General features: G+C 51.4%; 23 protein-coding genes. 10 read left to right on the top strand and 13 right to left on the bottom strand.

What is annotated here, in order from left to right:
• Positions 1-114 precede the first annotated feature (114 nt).
• From BN8_RS09455 to BN8_RS09410, 9 genes are all read left to right on the top strand, one after another.
• Positions 115-1,209 (top strand): sulfite exporter TauE/SafE family protein, encoded by a 1,095-nt coding sequence (locus tag BN8_RS09455; protein ID WP_040005680.1) that lies wholly within the window; start codon positions 115-117, stop codon positions 1,207-1,209.
• A gap of 83 nt (positions 1,210-1,292) precedes the next feature.
• Positions 1,293-2,501 carry a trans-sulfuration enzyme family protein gene (locus BN8_RS09450; protein WP_009281622.1) on the top strand — a complete coding sequence of 403 codons (1,209 nt, stop codon included), beginning with the start codon at positions 1,293-1,295 and terminating at the stop codon, positions 2,499-2,501.
• Positions 2,502-2,540: 39 nt separating this feature from the next.
• Positions 2,541-3,647, top strand: coding sequence for a Gfo/Idh/MocA family protein (locus BN8_RS09445; protein ID WP_009281621.1), 1,107 nt, complete (start codon positions 2,541-2,543; stop codon positions 3,645-3,647).
• 431 nt (positions 3,648-4,078) lie between these two features.
• Complete coding sequence (locus BN8_RS09435) at positions 4,079-4,792, top strand: phosphoadenylyl-sulfate reductase (RefSeq protein ID WP_009281619.1); 714 nt, start codon at positions 4,079-4,081, stop codon at positions 4,790-4,792.
• An 88-nt stretch (positions 4,793-4,880) separates the two neighbouring features.
• Positions 4,881-5,783, top strand: coding sequence for a sulfate adenylyltransferase subunit CysD (gene cysD / locus BN8_RS09430; RefSeq protein ID WP_009281618.1), 903 nt, complete (start codon positions 4,881-4,883; stop codon positions 5,781-5,783).
• Between the two features lie 92 nt (positions 5,784-5,875).
• Entirely contained in the window at positions 5,876-7,156 is a 1,281-nt protein-coding gene (locus tag BN8_RS09425) for a sulfate adenylyltransferase subunit 1 (protein WP_009281617.1), read from the top strand.
• A 179-nt stretch (positions 7,157-7,335) separates the two neighbouring features.
• Positions 7,336-9,471: a nitrite/sulfite reductase gene (locus BN8_RS09420; protein WP_009281616.1), complete on the top strand. Its 2,136-nt coding sequence runs from the start codon at positions 7,336-7,338 to the stop codon at positions 9,469-9,471.
• 91 nt (positions 9,472-9,562) lie between these two features.
• Positions 9,563-10,321, top strand: coding sequence for a uroporphyrinogen-III C-methyltransferase (gene cobA, locus BN8_RS09415; RefSeq protein ID WP_040005679.1), 759 nt, complete (start codon positions 9,563-9,565; stop codon positions 10,319-10,321).
• Between the two features lie 134 nt (positions 10,322-10,455).
• Positions 10,456-11,187 (top strand): MBL fold metallo-hydrolase, encoded by a 732-nt coding sequence (locus BN8_RS09410; RefSeq protein WP_040005678.1) that lies wholly within the window; start codon positions 10,456-10,458, stop codon positions 11,185-11,187.
• A 16-nt stretch (positions 11,188-11,203) separates the two neighbouring features.
• On the opposite strand, the gene BN8_RS09405 is transcribed toward BN8_RS09410, so the two are convergent.
• The 12 genes from BN8_RS09405 to BN8_RS09350 form a co-directional block, all read right to left on the bottom strand.
• Positions 11,204-12,166: a CvpA family protein gene (locus BN8_RS09405; RefSeq protein WP_009281613.1), complete on the bottom strand. Its 963-nt coding sequence runs from the start codon at positions 12,164-12,166 to the stop codon at positions 11,204-11,206.
• Between the two features lie 551 nt (positions 12,167-12,717).
• Positions 12,718-13,533, bottom strand: coding sequence for an SDR family oxidoreductase (locus BN8_RS09400; protein WP_009281611.1), 816 nt, complete (start codon positions 13,531-13,533; stop codon positions 12,718-12,720).
• A gap of 114 nt (positions 13,534-13,647) precedes the next feature.
• On the bottom strand, positions 13,648-14,574 hold the full coding sequence (locus tag BN8_RS09395) for a helix-turn-helix domain-containing protein (RefSeq protein WP_009281610.1): 927 nt from the start codon (positions 14,572-14,574) through the stop codon (positions 13,648-13,650).
• Between the two features lie 25 nt (positions 14,575-14,599).
• Positions 14,600-16,786: a xanthine dehydrogenase family protein molybdopterin-binding subunit gene (locus BN8_RS09390; RefSeq protein ID WP_009281609.1), complete on the bottom strand. Its 2,187-nt coding sequence runs from the start codon at positions 16,784-16,786 to the stop codon at positions 14,600-14,602.
• Positions 16,770-17,249, bottom strand: coding sequence for a (2Fe-2S)-binding protein (locus BN8_RS09385; protein ID WP_009281608.1), 480 nt, complete (start codon positions 17,247-17,249; stop codon positions 16,770-16,772). Before BN8_RS09385 ends, BN8_RS09390 begins: the two co-directional genes overlap by 17 nt.
• Before the next feature lie 251 nt (positions 17,250-17,500).
• Complete coding sequence (locus tag BN8_RS09380) at positions 17,501-18,304, bottom strand: SDR family oxidoreductase (protein WP_009281607.1); 804 nt, start codon at positions 18,302-18,304, stop codon at positions 17,501-17,503.
• Between the two features lie 113 nt (positions 18,305-18,417).
• Positions 18,418-19,335 (bottom strand): helix-turn-helix domain-containing protein, encoded by a 918-nt coding sequence (locus BN8_RS09375; RefSeq protein ID WP_009281606.1) that lies wholly within the window; start codon positions 19,333-19,335, stop codon positions 18,418-18,420.
• Positions 19,336-19,350: 15 nt separating this feature from the next.
• On the bottom strand, positions 19,351-19,701 hold the full coding sequence (locus BN8_RS09370; RefSeq protein WP_009281605.1) for a hypothetical protein: 351 nt from the start codon (positions 19,699-19,701) through the stop codon (positions 19,351-19,353).
• Positions 19,698-20,480, bottom strand: coding sequence for an SDR family oxidoreductase (locus BN8_RS09365; protein ID WP_009281604.1), 783 nt, complete (start codon positions 20,478-20,480; stop codon positions 19,698-19,700). Before BN8_RS09365 ends, BN8_RS09370 begins: the two co-directional genes overlap by 4 nt.
• 265 nt (positions 20,481-20,745) lie before the next feature.
• Positions 20,746-21,420: a helix-hairpin-helix domain-containing protein gene (locus tag BN8_RS09360; protein ID WP_009281603.1), complete on the bottom strand. Its 675-nt coding sequence runs from the start codon at positions 21,418-21,420 to the stop codon at positions 20,746-20,748.
• Positions 21,421-21,440: 20 nt separating this feature from the next.
• A complete protein-coding gene (locus BN8_RS09355; protein ID WP_009281602.1) occupies positions 21,441-21,929 on the bottom strand; it encodes a helix-hairpin-helix domain-containing protein in 489 nt (162 codons plus the stop codon).
• Positions 21,930-22,026: 97 nt separating this feature from the next.
• Entirely contained in the window at positions 22,027-23,034 is a 1,008-nt protein-coding gene (locus BN8_RS09350) for an OmpA family protein (RefSeq protein ID WP_009281601.1), read from the bottom strand.
• 268 nt (positions 23,035-23,302) lie between these two features.
• Here BN8_RS09350 and BN8_RS09345 point away from each other — a divergent pair, with 268 nt between their 5' ends.
• Complete coding sequence (locus BN8_RS09345; RefSeq protein WP_009281599.1) at positions 23,303-24,340, top strand: threonine aldolase family protein; 1,038 nt, start codon at positions 23,303-23,305, stop codon at positions 24,338-24,340.
• On the opposite strand, the gene BN8_RS09340 is transcribed toward BN8_RS09345, so the two are convergent.
• Entirely contained in the window at positions 24,332-25,078 is a 747-nt protein-coding gene (locus BN8_RS09340; protein ID WP_009281598.1) for a hypothetical protein, read from the bottom strand. The genes BN8_RS09345 and BN8_RS09340 overlap by 9 nt on opposite strands.
• Between the last annotated feature and the right edge of the window lie 93 nt (positions 25,079-25,171).

Below are 25,171 nucleotides of genomic sequence, written 5' to 3'. Positions count from 1 at the left end.
ATGCCCAAAAGAATACGTTTCTTTGCACCTTCAACGCTTCGTCGTCAGGCGCCACTCATTCGTGGCGTTTTTCATAAAACAGTTAGTATATTAATTCGATATACTTTATTCACTATGCAAGTAAAGCCGGACGATACGTCTTCATCAACGGAAGTAATAGTCCCTTCCACTCCGCTTCCGTTCGATCTGAATGGCCTGCATATCACGCTTGAAGGAGAGAATGCCACCGCGCAGGCTGAGGCTTTACAAACCTATTTTCCGCTGGCTCAGGTAACCACGGCCCCTTTGGTCAGTGAAATCCCAAACTCGCCGATTAGCAAGCAATCGGTGCTGCTACGTCGGCGGACCCGCACCGAAATTGCGATCTACGTTTCGGCGGCCCTGGCTTTGATGATTGTTGGGCACCTGGTGTTCACCTACGTCACCCTCGATCGCCTGACACTGCTGTACCACTCGATTCCCGTTACGGAAGACATTTTTTACTACATCCTTGGTGGTTTCATCGCGCAGATGATTGATGGTGCGCTCGGTATGGCCTATGGCGTTACGGCCTCCACGTTTCTGCTGACGGCCGGGGTATCGCCGGCTGCCATCAGCGCCAGCGTTCATGCGTCCGAAATCTTTACCAGTGGCGTATCGGGCTATATGCACCTGCGATTCGGCAATGTCAACAAAAAGCTATTCCGGACTGTGGTAGTACCGGGAGTTATTGGGGCCTTTCTGGGGGCTTATGTACTCGTTACACTGGAGCAGTATTCAGGTTTTATCAAACCTGCCGTAGCGGTCTATACGTCCATTCTGGGCATCCTGATCATTCGAAAGGCCCTGGCCAAACGTACCGGCCGAAAGCAGCGGCTCAAGCGCGTCGGCTGGCTGGCGTGGTTCGGCGGCACCATGGATTCGATTGGAGGTGGCGGCTGGGGACCCATTGTCTCGTCAACATTGATTGCCAGTGGCCGACACCCGCGCTACACCATCGGTTCGGTAAACCTGGCCGAATTTTTCGTCTCGCTGGCCAGTTCCCTGACGTTTGCCACCCTGATCGGCCTGCAATTCTGGCAGGTGGTCGTCGGGCTGGTGCTGGGCGGGATGATTGCCGCGCCCATTGCCGCTCATCTGTCCAAACGGCTCCCCATAAAAGCCATGATGATACTGGTCGGGGTTGTGGTGATTATCGTAAGTTTGCGGAATATTTTATCAGTTTTATGACGTTGGGTACCGGACGTTAGATGTTAGAGCTACTGCTGTTGAGTGCCTGACATCGAGCGTCTAATGGCCAACGTCTAAGTACCATGAGAAAACAAACCAGAGCCATACGTACGCAGACGGATCAGTCGCAGTACCGCGAACACTCAACGCCGTTGTTTCTGACGTCGAGTTTTACATTTGAAACGGCCGAACAAGGGAAAGCGTTGTTCGACGAAACCGAGGAAGGCAATATCTATTCGCGTTTCTCGAATCCGAACGTAACGGAGTTCGTTGATAAGGTGTGTATGCTGGAAGGGGCTGAGGAAGGCATCGCCACCGCAACGGGTATGGCCGCCGTTTTTGCCAGCATGGCCGGTCTGCTGAAATCCGGCGACCACATTGTGGCCTGCCGCGCGTTGTTCGGATCAGCCCACCAGATCATTACGCAAATCCTCAGCAAATGGGGCATTACGCATACCTACGTCGACGCTACGGCCAGCGAAGCCGAGTGGGAAGCCGCCATCCAGCCCAATACCGGAACCCCGGCCGCCCGTATGGTGTACCTGGAAACCCCGTCGAACCCAGGTCTCGAACTGGTGGATCTGGCTATGCTCGTGCGGCTCAAAGAGAAATACGGCTTTATCCTGAACGTAGATAACTGTTTTGCCACACCGATTCTACAAACTCCTATTGAACTGGGCGCAGATCTGTCGGTGCATTCGGCCACGAAATTCATGGATGGGCAGGGTCGCGTGCTGGGCGGGATCGTTGTGGGACGGGCTGACCTGATTCAGCCGATCCGGTTTTTTGCACGGCATACGGGGCCGTCGCTGTCGCCGTTCAACGCCTGGATTCTGTCTAAAAGTCTTGAAACACTCGATCTGCGGATGGAGCGGCATTGTGCCAACGCCTTTAAACTGGCGCAGGCGCTGGAGCAGCACCCCGACGTAGCAACGGTAAAATACCCGTTCCTGCCGTCGCACCCGCAGTACGAGCTGGCGAAGCAGCAAATGGCGGCCGGTGGTGCCATCGTGACCCTGGAACTGGAGGGTGGTTTTGAGCGCGTGAAAGCGTTCTACGACGCGTTGCAAATCCCGACGCTATCATCGAACCTCGGCGATTCCCGAACGATTGTTACCAACCCGTTCACCACAACGCACTCCAAACTAAAGCCGGACGAAAAAGCTGCGCTGGGTATCACGGAGGGCCTGATTCGCGTATCGGTCGGTCTGGAAGCGATTGACGATCTGATTGACGATTTTACCCAGGCGGCAGAGGTGAGCGCCGAGGTGGTGAAGGAAAAGATTATGTAAGGGCTACCTTTAGCTTTTCACAATAAACTCTCAAAGATTATGCAATTCATGTCCTGCTTAGCGTTGCTTACACTGGTTCTTACTTCGGTTTTGAACTCAGCCGCCAACGCTCAAGCGCCCAAAAAACCGGTTCGCGTCGGCGTGGTGGGTCTGGTGCATACGCATGTTCACTGGATACTGGGCCGGGCCAAGCAGGACGACATTGAAATCGTTGGTATTGCCGAGCCGAACCGCGAACTGGCCGAACGGTTTCTGAAGCAGCATAAACTACCGATGAGTCTCCTTTATCCAACCGTTGAGGAGATGCTCGACAAGACAAAACCAGAAGCTGTCACCGATTTTGGAATGATCGTGGATCATCTGAAAACGGTGCAGATCTGCGCCCCTCGCGGGATTCACGTGATGGTGGAGAAACCCCTGGCCGTGAGCCTCAACCACGCAAAACAGATGGAAGCGCTGGCGAAAAAGCACAACATTCACTTGCTGACCAACTACGAAACAACCTGGTACGGCAGCAACCACAAGGCCTATGCCATGGTGAACGACGGAGCCATCGGCGACATCCGTAAGATTGTTGTACACGATGGTCACCAGGGTCCCAAGGAGATCGGCGTGAACAAAGAGTTTCTGGATTGGCTGACTGACCCGGTCACCAACGGTGCCGGCGCCCTCTTCGACTTCGGCTGCTACGGTGCCGATCTGGCTACGTGGTTGCTGAAAGGCCAGCGCCCACTGACGGTTACGGCCGTGACCCAGCAGATCAAGCCCGACATTTATCCAAAAGTCGACGATGAAGCCACCATTATCCTAACGTACCCGAAAGCGCAGGTGGTTATTCAGGCTTCCTGGAACTGGCCCTTCAGCCGGAAAGACATGGAAGTGTACGGTCAACATGGCTACGTGTTCACCGTGGATGGCAAACGGATGCGCATTCGCCTGAAAGATGACAAAACGGAACAGGTTCAGGAAGCAGCTCAGACCGAAGCGCCGGCTGTTGACCCGTTTGCGTATATGGCTGGTATCGTACGAAATGAAACCAAAAAAGAAGACGGATTGTCTTCCTTGCAGACAAACCTGATTGTCATGGAAATTCTGGATGCAGCCAGGCAGTCGGCAAAGAGCGGCAAGCCGGTAGCGTTGAAATAGTAGGTCTGACTCCCACTGATTTCAAAAGTAATGATGCAAAAGCTTTTTGACCGGGAAACTGAGCGAAAAAGCTAAACCATTCAGGTCAGCCACAACAGTTGGCGAACCATAGTTGCTGGTTTACAGAATGACTGGGGCTAAAGGGACGAGAATTACTGATTGACATTTTAAGGCAATTGACCATTGTAGCCATAAATCTTGAGCCGATCATCCAGAACTACGCTGAGATAGACGCTTTTAGTCAGAATGAACTGGCAGAACACCCACTTGGAGTTTCGGCCAGAAACATGGGCAAGGATGACCTTTGGATTGCAGCTTCTGCCTCATTAGAAGGAGCTTCGCGTATCACAACAGACAAAGATTTCGACCATTTGCATGGGCAATTCGTGGAAGTAATTCGGATTGACCCCGATTTATACTGATAAAACTAGATGATAGCTGCACAACCGTACACCCTCGAAGCGCTGACCGAACAGTTAGCCGGTAAAACCGAAGTGGAAAGCCTTCGGACGCTGGCCGACCTGTTTCCGGGCGAGGTTATTTTCTCGACCAGCCTCGGCTACGAAGACCAGGTCATCACCGACCTGATTCTCGCCAACGACATCCCCATTAAGATCTTCACCCTTGATACGGGCCGGATGTTCTCAGAAACGTATTCGGTCTGGAAAAAAACCAACGACCGCTACGCCACCCGAATCGATACATACTTTCCGGACCAGGCCGCCGTGGAAAAGCTGATGACCGAGAAAGGCCCGTACAGCATGTACGAATCCATCGAAAACCGGAAAGAGTGCTGCTTCATCCGCAAAGTACAACCGCTGAACCGGGCGCTGGCGGGCAACAAAATCTGGATCACCGGCATTCGGGCCGAGCAGTCGCAGAACCGGCAGGGTATGACCCACTTGGAATGGGATGGTAGCCATAACCTCTTCAAATTTCACCCACTGATGGACTGGACGTTCGATCAGGTGAAGGAATACGTCCGCGTTAACAACGTACCGTACAACCCGCTCCACGATCGGGGATTTGTGAGTATCGGTTGCCAGCCCTGCACCCGCGCTATCCAGGAAGGCGAAGATTTCCGCGCCGGACGCTGGTGGTGGGAAGACAATTCCAAAAAAGAATGCGGACTACATGCTAAATGAGCGAAAGAGAAAAAGAGCGAAAGAGTGAACTACTGCTTGTGTTGACCTCTTTCGCTCTTTCACTCATTCGCTCTTTCACTCTTTAAACATGAAACTTGACTATCTCGATCAGCTCGAATCCGAAGCGATCCACATCATGCGGGAAGTAGCCGGGCAGTTTGAACGGCCGGCCCTGCTGTTTTCGGGCGGTAAGGACTCGATAACGCTGGTGCATCTGGCCCGTAAAGCCTTCCGGCCGGGTAAGTTCCCGTTTCCGTTGGTTCATATTGATACGGGGCATAACTTCCAGGAAGCGCTGGATTTCCGCGACCACCTGGCCGAAAGCCTAGGCGAGCGGCTCATTGTTCGCTACGTCGAAGACACCATCCGCGAGAAGAAGCTGAAGGAACCTACCGGTCGTAACGCTACCCGAAACGGGCTGCAAACGTTTACGCTGCTCGACACCATCGAAGAGTTTGAGTTCGATGCCTGCATTGGAGGTGCCCGCCGGGATGAGGAAAAAGCCCGCGCCAAAGAGCGTGTGTTTTCTGTCCGCGATGAGTTTGGTTCATGGGACCCCAAACGCCAGCGGCCCGAACTCTGGAACCTTTACAACGGCAAAATTCACAAGGGCGAGAACGTCCGGGTGTTCCCGATTTCTAACTGGACCGAGCTGGACGTATGGAATTACATCCGACGCGAGAATATTGCTCTGCCCAACATCTACTTCGCCCACGAGCGTGAACTGATTCAGCGCGACGGCAAGCTGATGGCTACTGAAGGCGGCATCATCAAACCCGATGAAGGTGACCAGATCGTGACGCGCCGGGTTCGTTTCCGAACCGTCGGTGACATCTCCTGCACAGCCGCCGTTGAATCGGAGGCCAGCACACTTGATGCAGTTATTGCCGAAATTCAGGCCACGCGTATCTCCGAACGGGGCGAAACCCGTATGGACGACCAGATGAGCGAAGCCGCCATGGAGGATCGAAAAAAGGGAGGCTATTTCTAATGAGTGAACGAGTGCATCAGCGACAGAGTGATCTACTGCGTGTCGTGACGCTTTTCGCTGATTCACTCGTTCACTCGTTCACTCAGTAATATATGGACTTACTTAGATTTATTACCGCAGGCAGCGTCGACGACGGCAAAAGCACACTGATCGGACGCCTGTTATACGATTCAAAATCCATCCTGGCCGACCAGTTGGAAGCCATCGAACGGGCCAGTAAAAACCGCAACACCGGCGATCAGTCCGGCCGGTCCGCCAGTGCGGCTCCGGTTGACCTGGCGCTGCTAACCGACGGCCTTCGCTCGGAGCGTGAACAGGGCATCACCATCGACGTAGCGTACCGTTACTTCCAGACGCCGAAGCGCAAGTTTATCATCGTCGATGCGCCGGGCCATATTCAATACACCCGGAACATGGTGACGGGCGCGTCGAACTGCCAACTGGCCATCGTGCTTATCGACGCCCGACAGGGTGTCGTAGAACAGACGCGACGCCACTCGCTGATTGCATCGCTGCTGGGTATTCCGCACATCGTCGTGGCGGTGAATAAAATGGATCTCGTTGGTTACTCGCAGGATGTGTTCTCCAATATCTGCATTCAGTACAATGAACTGGCGCAGAAACTGAATACAAAGCACGTAACCTACATCCCAATGAGCGCCCTGAACGGCGACAACGTGGTCGATAAATCGGAAAATATGCCGTGGTACGAAGGGCAGGCGCTGCTCGACTACCTCGAAACGGTTGAAGTTGATGACGATCTCAACGTCGATCAGGCCCGTTTTCCGGTGCAGTACGTGATCCGTCCGCAAACGACCGAACTGCACGATTACCGGGGCTACGCGGGTCGAATTACGAGCGGTATTTTCCGCAAGGGCGACGCGATAACGATCCTGCCGTCGGGCGAAACCTCAACCATTGATGCGATTGAGGTAGCCGAAACCCACTATGACGAAGCCATTTCACCCATGTCGGTGGTGCTGCATCTGGCCGATGACGTAGACGTTAGCCGTGGCGATCTCATTGTCCGTTCGAATAGCCAGCCGGTGGTTACACAAACCGCCGAAGCCATGCTGTGCTGGATGGATACCAAAGAATGTAAAGTAGGCAGTAAATACCTGTTACAGGTGGGTACGTTCCGGACGCGCTGCTCGATTCGTGAGATTCTGTTTCAGGTAAACGTAAACACCTACGAAGAAATAGAAGGCGTAGAGAGCCTGAAACTGAACGATCTGGCCAAAGTAGTGCTGCGCACGGCTCAACCGATCAGCTTCGATCCGTACGACCGCAACCGCACTACAGGCAGTGCTATCCTTATCGATGAAACATCGAACGTAACAGTAGGAGCCGTCATGCTCGTTACTGAAGCATAAGGAAGCTGCCAACGGGTAGCCGATAACTTTTGTTTATCCTTCATAACGAAAAGCTATCGCCTTCCGGAACCTATCCCAATAGGATTTACTTTATCATTGTACAGTAATTAACGAAGCGCCGGAGATCCGGCCTTTGTTTACATGTATTAGTTGATTAATTCTATAGACTACATACTATTATGTCTATCCGAATCTCAGATAATGTTGGTGCTGCCGCCCGGCGCGACATCATAGACCTCGAAAAGAAGATCAGTAATTTCGTTTCCGGTGCTATGACCGACGAACACTTCCGTAAGTTTCGACTCACGCGGGGAGTATACGGACAGCGCCAGCCGGGGGTGCAGATGATTCGGATCAAATTGCCTCACGGACGCATCACGGCCGATCAGCTTATCCGAATTGCTGACGTATCAGACCGCTATGCAACCGGCAATCTCCACGCCACGACTCGTCAGGATATTCAGCTTCACTTTGTAAAACTGGCTGATTCGCCCCAGCTCTGGGCCGATCTGGAAGATGCCAGCGTTACGTTGAAGGAAGCCTGCGGTAATACCGTTCGGAACGTAACGGGTTCGGCCCGCGCCGGTATCGACCCCGAGGAGCCGTTCGACATTACACCCTACGCCTATACCATTTTCGATTACTTCCTGCGCAACCCGATCTGTCAGGATATGGGCCGCAAGTTCAAGATTTCTGTGTCGTCATCAGAGCAGGATTCGGCCTATGGCTACATGCACGATGTTGGCCTGGTTGCCCGGGTTCAGGACGGTAAGCGCGGCTTCAAAGTTATGCTTGGCGGTGGACTGGGGGCGCAACCCTTCGCGGCCCAAACAGCTTTTGACTTTCTGGAAGAAGACCGCATCATCCCGTTTATTGAGGGCGTTATTCGCGTGTTCGACCGCTATGGCGAACGTACGAAGCGCCACAAGGCCCGGATGAAGTATCTGCTCAATGACCTGGGTCTGGATGAAATGCTGCGCCGGATTGAGGAAGAAACCCCGGCGTTGAAAAATAAAACGTTTGAGGTTCCGGGTTTAGCGCTTGACGTTCGTCCGGATCGGCCGGAAGTCTCCGGCTTCAAACTGGAAACCTCCGATGCAAAATTGAGCACCTGGTTCAGAACCAACGTTTTTGAGCAGAAACAAAAGGGCTGGTACGCCGTACAGCTTCGGGTGTTGCTGGGCGATATGTCGTCCGATACGGCACGGGCGCTGGCGGGTATCGTGAAGAAATATGCGGCCGACGATATTCGGGTAACGGTGAACCAGGGCTACCTGCTCCGTTTTATTCGTCCGGAAGATTTGACCGCCGTTTTCCATGAACTCGACGCGTTAGGTCTGGCCGAACCCGGCTTCGACACCACGGCCGACATCACCACCTGCCCCGGCACGGATACCTGTAACCTGGCCATTTCGAGCAGCTACGGGATCACGCGGGCGCTGGAAACGATGATGCGCGAGGAATTCCCGGACCTCGTTTTCAACGACGACATTAAGATCAAGATCAGCGGTTGCATGAACGGCTGCGGTCAGCATTCGGTCGCGAACATCGGCTACCACGGCTCGTCACTCAAGAACGGTGCCTACGTCTTGCCTGCCCTGCAGGTACTGCTGGGTGGTGGCTTCAACGGCAAAGGTGAAGGCCTCATTGCCGATAAGGTCATCAAAATCCCGACTAAGCGCGGACCGGATTCGCTACGTCTGCTGCTACGCGACTACGAAGCCAATGCGTTTGACGGCGAATACTACAGCGATTACTACGCCCGGCAGGGTAAGAACTATTTCTACACGCTGCTGAAGCCGTTGGCTGATCTGAAAACCGTGGTTGACAGCGATTACATTGACTGGGATCATACCGAGCAGTTCGTAACGGAAGTGGGGGTCGGCGAGTGCGCCAGCGTTATTCTCGACCTGGTGGCCACTACGTTGACCGAAGCCCAGGAGAAATTGAATTGGTCCAACGAAGCCCTGGCCGAAAGCCGGTGGGCAGATGCCATCTACCACGCTTACAATACGTTCATTACCGGTGCCAAAGCGGCCCTGATGAGCCGCGACGTACCGACGAACACCCAACACGGTATCGTCAGCGACTTCGATAAGCATTTCGTCGGCGAATCGGGTTTCCACGAAGCCGAAGGCGACTTCAAAACACGGGTCTTCAGCATCAACAAGCAGGAGCCTTCCGAAGCATTTGCCCGGCAGTTCATCGCGGATGCTATAGAGTTCCTGACCAATGTTCAGGCCTACCGCGAACGGCAGATCGAACTTGAAGGTGCACCTGAATTGCAGGAACTTACGCAAGCACAGGACAGCTAATTCAATGAGCGAAAGAGTGAATGAGTGAATGAGCGAATACAATTCCAGACATTCATTAATTCGCTCATTCACTCATTCACTAATTGAACCCATGAAGTTAACCCTCGTAGGTGCGGGTCCTGGTGATCCGGAACTAATAACTCTGAAAGGCATTAAAGCACTCAAAGCGGCCGACGTTGTTATGTACGACGCGCTGGTAGCTCCTGAGTTGCTGGAATACTGCCGTCCTGATGCACTCAAAGTGTACGTCGGCAAACGCCGGGGTGCGTATTCATGCGTGCAGGAAGACATAAACCCGCTGATTGTACACTACGCCCAGCAGTACGGCCATGTCGTACGGCTGAAAGGTGGCGATTCGTTCGTCTTCGGCCGGGGGTATGAAGAAATGGAGTACGCCCGTCAATACGGTATCGAGACGGAGGTGATTCCTGGGATTTCGAGTAGTTACGCCGTACCGGCCAGCGCTGGTATTCCACTGACGACCCGCGGGGTGTCGGAAAGCTTCTGGGTCGTAACGGGAACGACAAAAGAAGGCAAGCTTTCCGGAGATCTTCAGCTAGCGGCTCAGTCATCGGCTACGGTCGTTATCCTGATGGGTATGCACAAGCTGGCTGAGATTACGACTTTGTTTGCTCAGATTGGCAAGTCTGAAACACCCGTCGCCATTGTCCAGAACGGTACATTGCCGGATGAGCGGGTGGTCGTTGGTCGTGTTTCGGATATTGTTGAGAAGGTCGAAGAAGCTAATGTGGGCAACCCGGCCGTGATTGTGATCGGCGAGGTAGCCGGTTTGCGGAACGTGGATTATTTCCAGTTTGTGAACGCTACGGTTAATGAATCTGCCGAGTAAAACAAGGTAACTAAACAACCTGAATTGAATAGTGGGTGGCCTCGGCCGCCCGTTTTTGTTTGAAGAGCGGCTTCATGACTCTAACAGGAGGCTACCGGTTGTACTTTTGCCCCTACTCTCTCTTGCCCAAAATTATGATGACCTTACACGTACTTGGCATCCCTTTTACGTTCGACAACAAAAACGATATATTGTACCCGGTCATTCTCCGGGACCAACACCACCGAATTCTGATTGACTGTGGGTACGCCGGTTTCATGCCTCTGCTTGAGACGGCTGCCAATCAGCATGGGTTGTCGCTGGCCGATCTCACGGGTATCCTCATTTCTCACCACGACATCGATCACGTTGGCGGACTGTACGAACTGAAACGGGAGTACCCATCGCTTACAGTCTATGCCTCATCTATTGAAGCCCCTTCTATCAATGGCCAGGTCAAATCAGCCCGGCTACAACAGGCAGAGGCTTTGCACGATTTACTGCCGGAGGAACAGAAACCAGGGGCTATAGCTTTCCAGGAGATGCTGAAACGCATTCAGCCAGTGAACGTTGATGTCATATTCAGTGATGCTCAGCCGACTCGCTGGGAAGATGTTCAGATTATCGACACACCGGGTCATACGCCTGGCCATATTTCCGTTTATTTGCCGGGCTCGCGCACACTGATTGCCTGCGACGCTCTGGTTATTGAAGATGGTTCATTCAACATTGCCAATCCGCAGTTTGCCATTGATTTAAAGCAGGCGGTGGATTCGGCCCGCAAACTGCAGTCGCTTGCCATTGAACGGGTTGTATGTTATCACGGTGGCGTAATGGAAGGCAACATCCAGCAGAAACTGAGTGATCTCATCGATCGATACGCCTAAACCGGCTACCTAGCTGTCAATTTCGGAAGTTCTGCGTGACCATCAGACCATGCATTCCCCCATCGAGGATACCGATTCCAACCCGTCCGAACGCCGGTTGCAGGATGTTGGCGCGGTGGCCGGGCGAGTTCATCAGGCCGGTGTGGGCAATATTGACTGTTTGCGCCAGTGCGAGGTTTTCGCCCGCCGACCGAAATCGTACGTTGGCGGCCCGTATCCGATCGAAGGGGTCCTTGCCATCGGGAGTAACGTGCGAAAAATAACCACGGACAAACATATCGCGGGAGTGGTTGCGGGCAACCCTGGCCAACTCGGGATCGGCTTTGAGTGGTTCCAGACCTTCTTTCGCCCGTTCTTCGTTGACGAGTTCCAACATCCGGGTTTCCAGATCGGGACGGACCCGGGCATCGGTTACGGTGAATGGCAAGGTAATGGACTTGCTCGACGACGGCTCCACCATCATGTTGTTCATCGACCGCCCGATGGCTTCTTCAAAAACCGGCGCTAGTTTCTGTTCGAGCCACTCAACGGGCTGCGACAGGCGGCTGGCCAGTAGGCTGTTGCGGCTACTGGTGGTTAATCCCTCAGAAAGCGGCAAAGCCATTAATAATGCTCCAGCAAACGACGCGTAGATAACGCCCATGATCAAGCCCGGAATCATACCCAAAAACCGGTTCACGTCATGAACGTGAGCCTTGATCGGTACATCGCGCAGGACCCGATTGGTAATCAACGACAGTACCAGACGAGCCAGCATCAACGTTATCAGAAACGACACTGGCAGATTCCACACACCCAATGAGGGAAAATAGGTGGCCAGCCATGCAGCGAGGTATTGATACAAAGTGAGAGCGATTACCAGGCCAGCCACCAGTGATAGTAACTGGATACTGCCCAGAATAAAACCTTTCTGCCAGCCACTCCAGATTGACAGCAAGACGATAACAAGAAGGAGCAGATCAATAACTGTCAAATCCATAGTCACCGGTTTGCTTCGGTAGTCCCTAAAAGGAAACACTACATTTTAAACGTACTTACCTTGCCTGGTTCGTAGACAGAGGCAATTAGATATGAGGTATAAACTTAATATACCCGCATTTTGATTCAGCAACTGTCTGGTGGCATCAACATTGTCCTGATATGACATGGATTACTCTTTATTGTCAGAGTACTTTACTCTTCTTACCTGGCTACTATTTATCAATAACTAACTCATCAGGCGCAAAACTAAAAGCTAAGGTCATTCTGGCTATACCATTAAGCGTGAGGTCTATTTTCATCGTTTAGAATCCGTTCGAACACTGTATCAAACGAGTTTTGAGGTTAAGCAAAGGCTGGTACTCACACATTGGCCAATTACAACCCCACCTCAATTACGAAGTAGATAAAACAAAGGTCTTATTGATGCAATTGATGAATTTAGCCAAAAGTGAAAAGTCTGAATGAGCCAATCTATTGTTTGTGGGGTAGTTGGGTGCGCACAACCACCTAATTGGTTTTTAGGCGTCTGAGCTAACTATTAATAGGCTCTTATTGGTCAGGTTGTTCCAAAAACTGGGATTTGATTTCCTGCCTGAATGCATTAGGACCGATTTCTAAACGCCTTGCATAAATTGCTTTTGCATCTTCTCCTGCTACATAGTTTACCTGGTCTTTTCCATCTGTTACGGCTTCATAAACCACAGCCGCTATTTGGGTGGCATCGGCTGCAACACTCATCATTTTATCTACGTTTGCAAAGAGTTTATCTTCCAGGCTTGTGTATTCAGAGGACGGTACTTTGTCCAGTGAACGCCCTGTGAAATCGGTGGCAATGGCTCCTGGAGCAACCGTTTTGATCTGAATATTGTGCATGGCTAATTCAAACGACATACTTTCGCTCCAGCCCTCCACCCCAAACTTGGCGGCATGATATACGCTATGCAACGGAAAAGCTAATAATCCACCCATCGACGTTGTACTTACAAAAACTCCGGATTTCCGTTCCCTGAAATGAGGAATAAATTCTTTTGTTACCCTAATAACGCCCAGAAGGTTGGTATTAAGCTGATTGACAATCTGGTCATCGGAGAAAGCTTCTAAGGCTCCCATTAGTCCGTAGCCAGCATTGTTGAACACCGCATCAATTTCATGAAGGCTGATCGCTTTAGCTACCGTGTTTTTTATTTCGACTGGGTTGGTAACATCGAGTGGTAACAGCGTCACATTCTCGAGCTGATTCAACTCTTTTTCGCTTTCTGGCGACCGCATAGTTGCTATGACGTTCCAGCCTTTTTCATGAAACAACTTTGCCGTTGCCTTGCCCAAGCCGGAGGAAGCCCCTGTAATAAAAATGGTTTTATTCATGATAATCAATTTGTTGTGTTTTTCCTATGAACGCTGATTCTTAAAACTTGTCTGTTTCAGTGTAATACGCTCATCTGTCCGTTGCATCGACAGTGTAAACAGGTTCTTGGTCAATTAATTAAACGAAGCCCTGAACTCCAGCGGGCTTTGGTTTGTCTTGGCTTTGAAGAGCTTATTGAAGGACTGAGAGTGCTCAAAACCTAGTTCGTACGCAATCTCGCTGACGGTCAGCTCTGTGGTTGATAGCTTTTCTTTGGCTTTGTCAATCAGCTTTTCGTGGATGAGTTGCTGTGTAGTCTGGCCGGTCAACGATTTAAGTAACCCTCTTAAATAACTTTGCGAAATGTGTAAACTTTTTGAAATGTATTGAACAGTCGGCAACCCTTTCGTTGATAATTCTTCATCGTTAAAATAGTCCGACAAGAGTTCTTCTAATCGAGCTAGGATTTGATGATTGTTAATTTTTCGAGTGATGAACTGTCGTTGGTAAAATCGCTCGGCATAGGTCAGAAGAGTTTCTAAATGTGAAACAATAATATCCTGGCTGAACCTGTCAATGTTTGAGAAATACTCGATTCTTATATGTTTGATTATATCATTGATGATTGTTCTTTCCTTGTCAGATAGAAACAGCGCTTCGTTGATTGCGTAATTGAAGAATTCATAATTTTTTATTTTGCTCGCCAGTGATGTTCCCCACAAAAGATCCGGATGGACAAGTAAAATCCAACCAGACAGGTCGTCTTCGGGGCTGGCACCTGCCCCTCTTATTAGCTGATTAGGCGCAACAAAGTATAACATACCCTCATCAAAATCATAGGTCTGCTGGCCATAATATAATTTATTTTTGAAGCCTTTTTTGAGGGTGATGTAATAGAAATCCAATAGTAGCCCCTGATTTATATCTACGTTGTTACTGGTAGACGATTGAAGGTCGGTGTAATCAACAATGCTTATAAGTGGATGTTCGGGGTTGGCCAACCCAGATAGCTGATGCGCTTCCGTAATGGTCTTTAGTCGTATCGGTTTCCGGGTTGGCATGGCATGACTTGAGTTAACGTTTCGTTCAACTTCCTGTCTCCTGATAATATGAATCCAACGCAGCCTGCAAGGGAAGCGACCGCAATCGAATTCCGGTTAAATTATACAGAGCATTGGCGATGGCCGGGGCAACCGGCGAAAGAGGAGGCTCGCCTACACCGGAGGGCATCTCCGTACTTTCCCGAATAAGTACGTCTATTTGTGGCGTATCCTTGAGCTTTGCGACCTGATAATTGTGAAAATTGGTCTGCACAAACTGACTGTTTTCAATCGTTGCTTCCTCGTACAGCGAAGCACTGATGGCCATCATGGTAGCGCCTTCTACCTGTTGTCTTACCCCGTCCGGATTGACCAGTAAGCCAGCGTCGATGGCCTGAACTACGCGCAGAATTTTTATTTTTTTCTCGACGATTTCCAGTTCGACGATAGCTCCCGAAATGGTGTCATGATCTTCGCAGACAGCAATGCCCCGGCCAATCGTATCCGTTTTCGGTTTACGCCAGCCTCCTTGTTCACCCAGTTTCTGCAACAGTTTTTTCCGACGTTGCAATAATGCGGTGTTCCCACAATGAGCCATTCGGAAGGTTAACGGATCGGCACCGGCTTTAATGGCCAGTTCGTCGATGAAGCTTTCTATTGCAAACGTGTTCGCAAACATGCCCACACCCCGCCACAGACCGGTCTGAAAGGGAAGGTCGCTGCTCCATATGCTTGTTTTTTTGTTGGGTATGGCATAAGGAACTCGTCCTCCATGCCCGGCCGCCATAAAGTCAGCCCCTAAAAGAGGTTTTGCTACAGGCATTCCTAAAAAAGCCATAGATCCTGTGGCAAATTCATGCTGAATGGCCTGGATTTTTCCCTTTGCATCTACTTTTCCGTTTAGCCTGTGATGCGTGTTGGGCCTCACATGGCCATTTTGAAACTCCTGTTGCCGGGTAGAAAGTAAATGGACGGGCTTGCCTGCGGCCTCAGACAGTTTGATAGCCTCAATGGCATTGTGCTTAAATGCTCTTCGACCAAATCCGCCCCCTAAAAAAGCGGGCATGATTTGACTATTTTCTGGCTTAAAATGGGTTTGGTCGGCAATAGACTGTTGTATGAACGCTACATTCTGCGTGGACGTGTAAAGCTTCACGGTTTCGCCCGATACGTCAGCCACGACAATACTCGGCTCCATAGACGCGTGAAAGCCCATTGGGGTTCGGTATTCGCTGGTCAACACGTCACTGTTCAGCGCATCCGTTGCGTTGCCTTCGTCTTCCATCACCACCGTTACGCCGTTACCGACCGTAATGGCCTCAATGGCATCTTTGGTGGAGTAGTTCGGTTCAAAGTCCCAGGTAGCCTTGATCCCGGCAATCGCTTTTTCAGCAGCAAACCTTGTTTTAGCTACGACCCCGATCCAGTTTTTGTCCTGAACGACACTTAAGACAGCCGGATTCGTTCTGGCCAGCGTTGTATCCGCCGTTTTCAACACTCCGCCAACGTATGGACAGTACAAAACCGCACCGTAAAGCATGCCCGGAATGTCCGTATCGATGCCATACACGGCCTCGCCCATTATCTTTTCGGGCAGATCAATTCGCTTCTGGGCTTTGCCGATGATTTTGAACGACGATGCCGGCCGTAGCGCGGGTGTTTTGGCGATTTCCCATGTCTGGGTTTGTCCGGCGATTTCGGCATAACTCGCCCGGCGACTGCCGGCCGTCAGAACACCATTGGCTGTCTGGATACCCGAAATCGGAACGCCCCATGCTTTCGAGGCTGCCAGCTTTAGGGTTTCGCGCAAGGTGGCTGCTACTTCCCGAATAGGGGTGTATAACGAAGCAGTACTATTACTGAGCCCAGTGGCAGCCGTGCTTTGTGGGCCGGTTGAAGTGGATGCATGGACAACCTTTATGTTGTCGATGGGTAGATCAAGCTCTTCAGCAGCCAGCATCGCAAAACCAGTAAAAACGCCTTGCCCCATTTCTATTTTGGGTGATCGCAGGGTAATGGTGTTATCCTCATTCACCTCGAACCACAGCATTGGGTCAAAATCGGTAATACCCGCATCAAATTTTACGTCGGCAGCTAATTGACTTATGCCGCTCCGTATGTTGGATCGCCCGAAGTAGAGCAGAGCAAGAGAACCCGCTATGGTCGCCCCAGATCGGGCCAGGAATTTTCGCCGGGAAAAGCCCTTCTTCGGTTTATCAGTTGGTTGTGCCATTGTTTTTCAGTTTAGCAGCCAGAAGAATCGCTTTAATAATGCGCGGGTGGGTTCCACAGCGACAAATATTGGTTATGCCGTTTTTGATATCTTCTTCGGTTGGGTTTGAGTTTTCTTCCAACAGGTGAGCCGCTGCCATCATAAATCCAGATTGACAGTATCCACACTGCGGAACCTGGACTTCCAGCCATGCCTGTTGGATCGGATGGAGGTGGTTGGGGTTGGCCGATAGCCCCTCAATTGTGGTTATCTTTTTTTCGTGCGCCAGATGAACCGGGTACGAACAGGTACGAACCAGTTCACCATCTACGTGGGCCGAACAGGCACCACATTGGGCCATTCCACAGCCAAACTTGGTTCCTTTCAGCTTGGCTTCGTCCCGAATGAGCCATAGCAAAGGCATATCGGGGTCGACGTCAAAGGCGCTGGCTACATCATTAATCGTGACGTTTATTTTCATCATTTACAATCAATTTGAACACCATAGTGAACTCATTGGTGAATAATACCTACTTGACAAGTACATGCTGGCCAATCGAAACCCTACCTAACTGAGGTTAGGAAGTTGATGCTACGAAGGTCTTATTGATGGAATTAGTGGAGTTAGTCTAAATGACTTTTGTTGTAGCCAAAAGTGAAAAGCCCCAATAAATAGCTTTATTATCTGGGTGGTAGCATCCCAGCTGATTACCCATACGCTTTTTTACGGTAGGTCTATCCTAAAAATTGGGCTTTGATTTCCTGCCTGAATGCATTGGGGCCGATTTCTAAACGCCTTGCATAAATTGCTTTTGCGTCTTCTCCTGCTACATAGTTTACCTGGTCTTTTCCATCTGTTACGGCTTCATAAACCACAGCCGCTATTTGGGTGGCATCGGCTGCAACACTCATCATTTTATCTACGTTTGCAAAGAGTTTATCCTCCAGGCTTGTGTATTCAGAGGACGGCACTTTGTCAAGTGAACGCCCTGTGAAATCGGTGGCAATGGCTCCTGGAGCAACCGTTTTGATCTGAATATTGTGCATGGCTAATTCAAACGACATACTCTCGCTCCAGCCCTCCACCCCAAACTTGGCGGCATGATATACGCTATGCAACGGAAAAGCTAACAAGCCACCCATCGACGTTGTACCTACAAAAACTCCGGATTTCCGTTCCCTGAAATGAGGAATAAATTCTTTTGTTACCCTAATAACGCCCAGAAGGTTGGTATTAAGCTGATTGACAATCTGGTCATCGGAGAAAGCTTCTAAGGCTCCCATTAGTCCGTAGCCAGCATTGTTGAACACCGCATCAATTTCATGAAGGCTGATCGCTTTCGCCACAGTGTTTTTTATTTCGACTGGGTTGGTAACATCAAGCGGCAACAGTGTCACATTCTCGAGTTGATTCAACTCTTTTTCGCTTTCTGGCGACCGCATAGTGGCTACAACGTTCCAGCCTTTTGCCTGAAACAACGTTGCAGTTGCCTTGCCCAAGCCAGAGGAAGCCCCTGTGATAAAAATGGTTTTACGCATGATAATCGATGGTTTTGTTTTTTGTATAGACGCTGATTTGTAGGACGTGCCTGTTCCATTGTCCTACTCCCATCTGTCTGTTGTATCGACAGTGTAAACAGGTTCTTAGTCAATTAATTAAACGAAGCCCTGAACTCCAGCGGGCTCTGGTTGGTCTTGGCTTTGAAGAGCTTGTTGAAGGACTGCGAGTGCTCGAAGCCTAATCCATAGGCGATTTCGCTGACTGACAATTCTGTGGTGGAAAGTTTTTCTTTGGCTTTGTCAATCAGCTTTTCGTGGATGAGTTGCTGCGTCGTTTGGCCGGTAAGCTGCTTGAGCAAACTGCTCAGATATTTGGTGGAGACGTTTAGCGTTTCGGCAATCTGCTGTACCGTAGGCAGTCCTTTAGAAATCAAGTCGTCGTCATTGAAGTAATCCGTCAACATGTCGTCTACCCGTTCTAACAGCTTGCTGTTGGTTATTTTGCGGGTGATGAACTGGCGCTCGTAAAACCGCTGGGCATATGTAAACAGCACCTCCAGATGAGCAACGATGACGTCCTGACTGAATTTATCGATATTGGCCTGGTACTCGTTTTTGATGGTTTCGATAATGCCATTGATGATTGTTTCTTCTTTGTCAGAAAGAAACAACGCTTCATGGGCAGCATAGCCGAAGTAGTCGTACTGCTTTATTTTTCTGGAAAGTGACGTGTTCCACAAGAAGTCGGGGTGAATAAACAGCATCCAGCCTTCAAGCTGATGCGGCACACCGTTCTCCTCACCCCGCAGAATCTGTCCGGGTGCCAGGAACGCCATTAACCCCTCATCGAAATCGTATTTCTGCTGTCCGTAAAACAGTTTGTCGCAACCTCGCTTCATCGATACCACATAGAGGTCAAACACAACGGCTTGAATAGCCGGATTCGCTGCCAGGTCTTTTAAACCTTTCAGATCGATCATGCCGATGAGGGGATGGTGCGGCTTGGGAAGCCCCATCAATCGGTGTATTTCCGTGATGGATTCGATGCGATACGGTTTCGTAATAGCCATGAGCAAAAGCTGGTTTTAGAATTTAAACGGATACTTCAGCCAAATCAGGGCCAGCGGCATGGCTAGAAAAGGTATTTCCATCAACGCCATTGTTGAATTGCCGGCTCGTAACGATAAAGCCATAATCAGGACAATGGTTACCGCGTTCAGCACATTACCGATGAAAAAGGTTTGCGGGAAAAGCAGCATCAGGCCGATAATGATGGAAAACACACCAAAAAACGGCATAATGGCTTTACTGATGCCTAAATCGGCCATCATTTTTGTTTGCTCAGCATTGGCAGGCTGGAAGGCATCCCAGCCGTGCTTGATGCTTAGGAAGGCCGAAATAGCCAGCAACAGGACGGAGATTACAGTCTTGATCATTGCTTGCTCAGTTGTTTAAATTTCTCAAACTCACGGTGGCCTAGGTTTCGCTCAATGAAGTCGGGGGCAATTCGGCTCGCTAATTTTATCACCTTCACGGGGCCCGGCTTAATCTCTAACGTATCGTTCGACAACCCTTTGACGACCTCCTTTACTAATTTGTCGGCGTCCATCATTTGGCCGGGGTTGGGTTGTAGCACCCAGTCATTCTGAAGGTTTGTATTAACCCCCGGCGGTATCACTTCAAACACGTTTACGTTTGTGCCTTCAAGTTGTAGCCGTAACGCTTTTGTATACGCGTGAACCCCTGCTTTTGAAGCACTGTAAATAGGTGCCGACGAATAGGCCATAAAGGCAATGGCCGATGAAACATTGACGATGGCAGCTGATTTTTGCTTTAACAGGTGCGGCAAAAAGTGATGCACCATCTGGATCGTCCCCGTGAGGTTGGTGTTGATTTCACGAACTATGTTTTCTGAATCAAGGCGGGTATCCTGCAAATCGATCAGCCGCATCAGCCCTGCGTTATTGATGATGATGTTCAACGCGGGGAACTGTTGTGTAACGTCCTTGTAAAGCTGCTCAATGTCCTTCGATTTGCTTACATCGCTTTGAAAGACCTGAACGTTAGGAAATTGCCGTTTCGTCTGGTGCAATGCGTCAAGGCTACGCCCGGTAACGATGAGGTTTGCCCCTTGCTGGCTAAGTTGTTTGACAAGCTCTAAACCAATTCCGCTGGTTCCGCCTGTAATGAGGATGGTGCTGTTTGCTACGTTCATTGTTTTCGTTTTTTGTTGCTACAAAGTTCAGTCGTAGCCAAAAAACGGATGTAGCCAAAAGTCGCGATGTTGTAGTGAAAAGGGAAGATATTTCATTGCAGGCGTTCTGCCTGTCTTATTCATGACACTCCTATCAATGGCAACAGGACTTTTTGAACAGAATACGACAGGGTAAAGCTGCCACCGGTACGCCCGCGCCTATGCGGTACGTCCCAAAGTACGGATCGCTTACCCAATCGCTGATGTCGATCCATACGACAGGGTACTAGCTCCGTGCACCGTACTTACGTTCGTGGAAGGATTTAGCCTGCCCGACCCAGTCGTCGCGTTCGATGCGTCCGGGGAAGAATTCAATGATTTCGTTTACCTTGACAATATCCTCCTGGGTAAAATTGGCTACCTGCCGGAAAGTGTAAATGCCGAGACTGTGCAGTTTACGCTCCAGAAATGGCCCAACACCGACGATGTCTTTCAGATCGTCGGCTTCGGCGGCTGTAGCGCGGCCAATCCGGTCAAAGTTCAGTTCATGCGCCCGGGCCGCGATCCGACTCAAAACGGCCGCTTCAGAATTTCCGGCTGCAGCAGTCGTTGAGAGCGGTACGGGAGTTCCCACCATCGACGGGATGGGTTGATCAGCCACGGGATGGGGGGTGGCATCGCCGTTCAGCGCGGGCAGCAGCGGGTCCGCTTCGATATAAGCCGGTATCACGGGCGTTTTTTCGATAACCGGAGCGGGTTGGTCAACCGCTGCACTTAGTCCTTTCCCCTGCCGACAATCTTCCAGTTCAGCTTTTTTCTGCCGGATTGACCTGCGCAGTTGACCGACCCGGCCATTGAGCACAAGTCGGCCGAGCAACCAGCCGACGAAGGCCGCCAGCAGCAGCAACAACAGTATTTCGGTGATGGCAGTGAGCGGATTGAGCGGATCTAATCCAAACATAATATCGATGTGTTAAAAACTCAGTGGGTTCTACGATGCAATTCGGCGGCCTGCCCTACCCAGTCGTCGCGCTCGATTCGGCCAGGAAAAAACTCAATGATGTCGTTTATCTGATCAATATCCTGCTGGTTGAAATTAGCGATTTGCCGAAAGGTATAAATACCCGCTGCATTCAGTTTACGTTCCAGAAATGGCCCGATGCCGACAATCAGCTTCAGGTTGTCCGCCCCCGACGGCGATGCCAGCCCGATCCGGTCGAAGTTCAGTTCGTTGGCACGGGTGCGGATACGGGCCAGAATCATCGACTCGTCACTACCGGCCACCGACACCGGCATACGGTGACAGTCGTCCAGCTTCTGCTCAGTATTGACCAGCGTTGTTTCCAGTTGGCGGATGATTCCCCTACGGGAAACGTAGCCAATGATAAAGCCCAGCGTGCCGGCCACAAACAGCATGATCCACTGTTGCAACTGCGCATCGGGCAGGTTAAGGGGATTCATGTCAAACATTGGTGTTCACGTTTACAGTTTCGGTATTTGGTTTGCAGTGTACTTCGCGACTGAGTGAGCGATTCCGGTCAGCACTGATGTAGCAGTCAAACCCATTTTATCTAACCACCACCGACACCCGGCGATTAGCCCGGCGCCCTTCCCGCGTTTCGTTAGATGCTTTCGGTTCAGCTTCGCCCTTGGCAATTACCTCAATTTGTCCAGCCTCAATCCCTGCCCTACGTAACCGGGATTTGACGACATTGGCCCGGTCGCGGGACAGCCGCAGGTTAACATCGTCGGGACCGGCGCTGTCGGTGTAGCCCGTCACGACCAGCCGCTTGTCTTTGTGATCAGCCAGGTATTTGGCCGCTTCCCGGAAAAACTTCTGCGTTTCGTCGGTACGGATGTAGTTAGCTTCGGACAGCGGAAAATACAGGTCAATCGGTTCAAAAACCGAGGTGAATTTTTCGGCGTTGGCCAGCCCTTCTTCCGTCTTTGGCAACGACTCGGTTTCGGCCGCCGACAAGGGGGCTGCTACGGTCGTTGATGCCGTTACGGTAGCTGTCGTATCGGGTGCAGCCGGTGTTGGTTGCACCGGAGCTGGTTCGCCGGAACCAAAAGCGAAAGCCAGACCATCCACGAGCGTTTCGCCGTCGAAGGTCAGATCATTTTCAAGGCGTCCCCGGGTGGTCAGCGATGCCGCCGGAATGCCCTGTTCGACCAGGTACTGTTTTATGGCCTCGGCCCGTGCCAGCCCCAGGTTGTCGAGGCTGGTCGGATTGGTTTCGGCCAGGTCATAGTACCCGGTAATAATCAGTGTCCGGTCAGGATTTGCTTTCAGGTAGGTCACCAGCGAGTCGAGGGTGCCACCCAGCCCGTTCAGGTCGGCGTTTGCGCCCGAGCGGGCAAAATGAATCGTACCCGGAAACACCTGACGGAACTGGCCACCATCCGAGATTGTCAGCGTGGGCTTTGGGGTTGGCGTATCGGTTGTTGGTTGTGCATTGGTTTCGGCGGTTGCAAACTCGGGACAGAGCTGCTTGATTTTGCAGACATGCCACCAGGTCGAACCGGCCATCCAAAGCACTAACAGAATAATCCAGGGAGTTTTATTGGTCAACATAGCAGGTTAAGGATTGGGGTTAACTCCGCTTTTGGGGCTCTGCCGGTGGGAGCGTCAACCAAAAAGGCTGCCCAAAAATACAAGGAAGCCGTACAAAAGCAAGGCAGCCGGGCTTTTTGGTCAGCTGACTTTAGCCTGTGCCACCTGCTACGTCTGGCTAACCACCTGACAACCAAAAAACAGGCCAGAATCGGCTAATTTTCGGTATATTGCAGGCTAAAAGCAGCCGAACGGCAACGAAAAGCGGCTGCCTTACGTTCGTTTATTCATGATTATTGATCTCCGCAGCGATACCGTTACCAAGCCTACTCCGGGCATGTTGACGGCCATGATGACCGCCGACGTCGGCGACGACGTACTGGGTGACGACCCGACGGTCAATACCCTCGAAACCAAAGCCGCCAGGCTGTTCGGCATGGAAGCAGCCCTGTTCTGTGCATCGGGCACGATGACCAACCAGCTCGCTATCCGGACCCACACCCGTCCCGGCGACGATGTGATCTGCGACCAGCTTTCGCACGTGTACCTTTACGAAGGTGGGGGCATTGCGGTCAACGCGCTGGCGTCAGTGAGTCTGGCTCAGGGTGAGCGCGGTAAACTGACGCCCGAACTCGTTCGCGATTACATTTATAGCCCCGCCGACCCACACAAGCCCCTATCACGGCTGGTGGTGCTCGAAAACACAGTAAACAAAGGTGGGGGTTGCTACTATACAGTACCCCAAATAGCGGCCATCCGGCAGGTATGCAATGAACACGGGTTGTTACTGCACCTCGATGGTGCCCGGCTGTTCAACGCGCTGGTTGAAACCGGCGATACGCCAATTGCGTATGGTCAGTTATTCGATTCGATCAGTATCTGTCTGTCCAAAGGATTAGGGTGCCCGGTCGGGTCGTTACTGCTGGGCAAAGTCGACTTCATCAGCCAGGCCCGGCGCTTCCGGAAGCTCATGGGGGGTGGCTGGCGACAGGCCGGTTTCTTGGCCGCAGCCGGTATCTACGCCCTCGATAACCACATCGAACGGCTGAAGATTGATCACCTGCGTGCCCGGAAACTGGGCGCACTGGTGCAGGAGCTACCCGAGGTCGTGGAGGTATTCCCGGTCGATACGAACATTGTAATTTTCCGGCTCACCGAGCAGATCCTGGCCACCGACTACGTCGCTCAACTGGCCGAGAAAGGTATCCGCGCCGTTACGTTCGGCAAACACCTGGTCCGGTTCGTTACGCACCTCGACCTGACCGATGAGCACGTGGACGAGTTTGAACGTCGGCTCCCCCGCACCGACGCTCCCGTGCTACAGTGAGAAACCCGCCCGGATCGCAATCCGGTTGTAATCAACTTCCTGACGCGTACTGGTTCCTGCGGTGGTCTGCGTAATCGTGGACCGCTGCAGGTAATACCCCACGCTCACCAGAAACCCGGAGTTGCCTTGAAACAGGATTTTTAACCCAGCACCGGCCGATGCGTAAGCCCCACCGGCGTAGCGCAGGCTCTGGCTGTTGTTAACGGTCGCGTTGAAGCCGTAGCCTCCGTCGGCGAAATAGAACGGAATGACTCCGCCCGTTCGGGTAAAGTCGCCCCGCAGACTGCCAAACACCGGCACGAACGTCTGCGTAGCGTATAGATCAACGCCCGTTCCAAGACCTGCGTACAGCCATTGATTGAATTTGTAGCCATTGACAATGTGGAACGTAAAAGCCGATGTCGTTACGGCGTCGGCGGTAGTGTTGCGGGCCGCCAGAGCACCCAGTTCGGCAAAGAGCCCATAGCCCCGTTCGCGGTACCGGAGCGAGGACGGATTTTTGGCCGGTTCTCTGGTTAGCGACTGCACCTGATCGCGGGGAAACACAAAACGGTTATGGTCATACGTCTGAATCGAAACAACTGAATCGCTAGGGGTTGACAGCAACCGACCGCGTAGTATCCAGCCGTTTCGGAGGTACAGTACGTCATCGAGGGGTTTCTGGGCCTGAGTCTCCCAGCCGGTCAGTAGTCCGGTCAGCAATAGCAGTGGGGTTAATAAAGAGAAAAATGTACGCATTGGAAGTCAGTCGTTAATACAGTTACGGTTTCACCGGTGATCCGGTTTACGGTTTACAGTATGCTGTTTACGGTGGCTGACGCATCATTGCAG

The sequence above is a fragment of the Fibrisoma limi BUZ 3 genome (assembly GCF_000296815.2).
GTDB lineage: Bacteria > Bacteroidota > Bacteroidia > Cytophagales > Spirosomataceae > Fibrisoma > Fibrisoma limi.
This window is presented reverse-complemented; position numbering and strand designations above follow the sequence as displayed.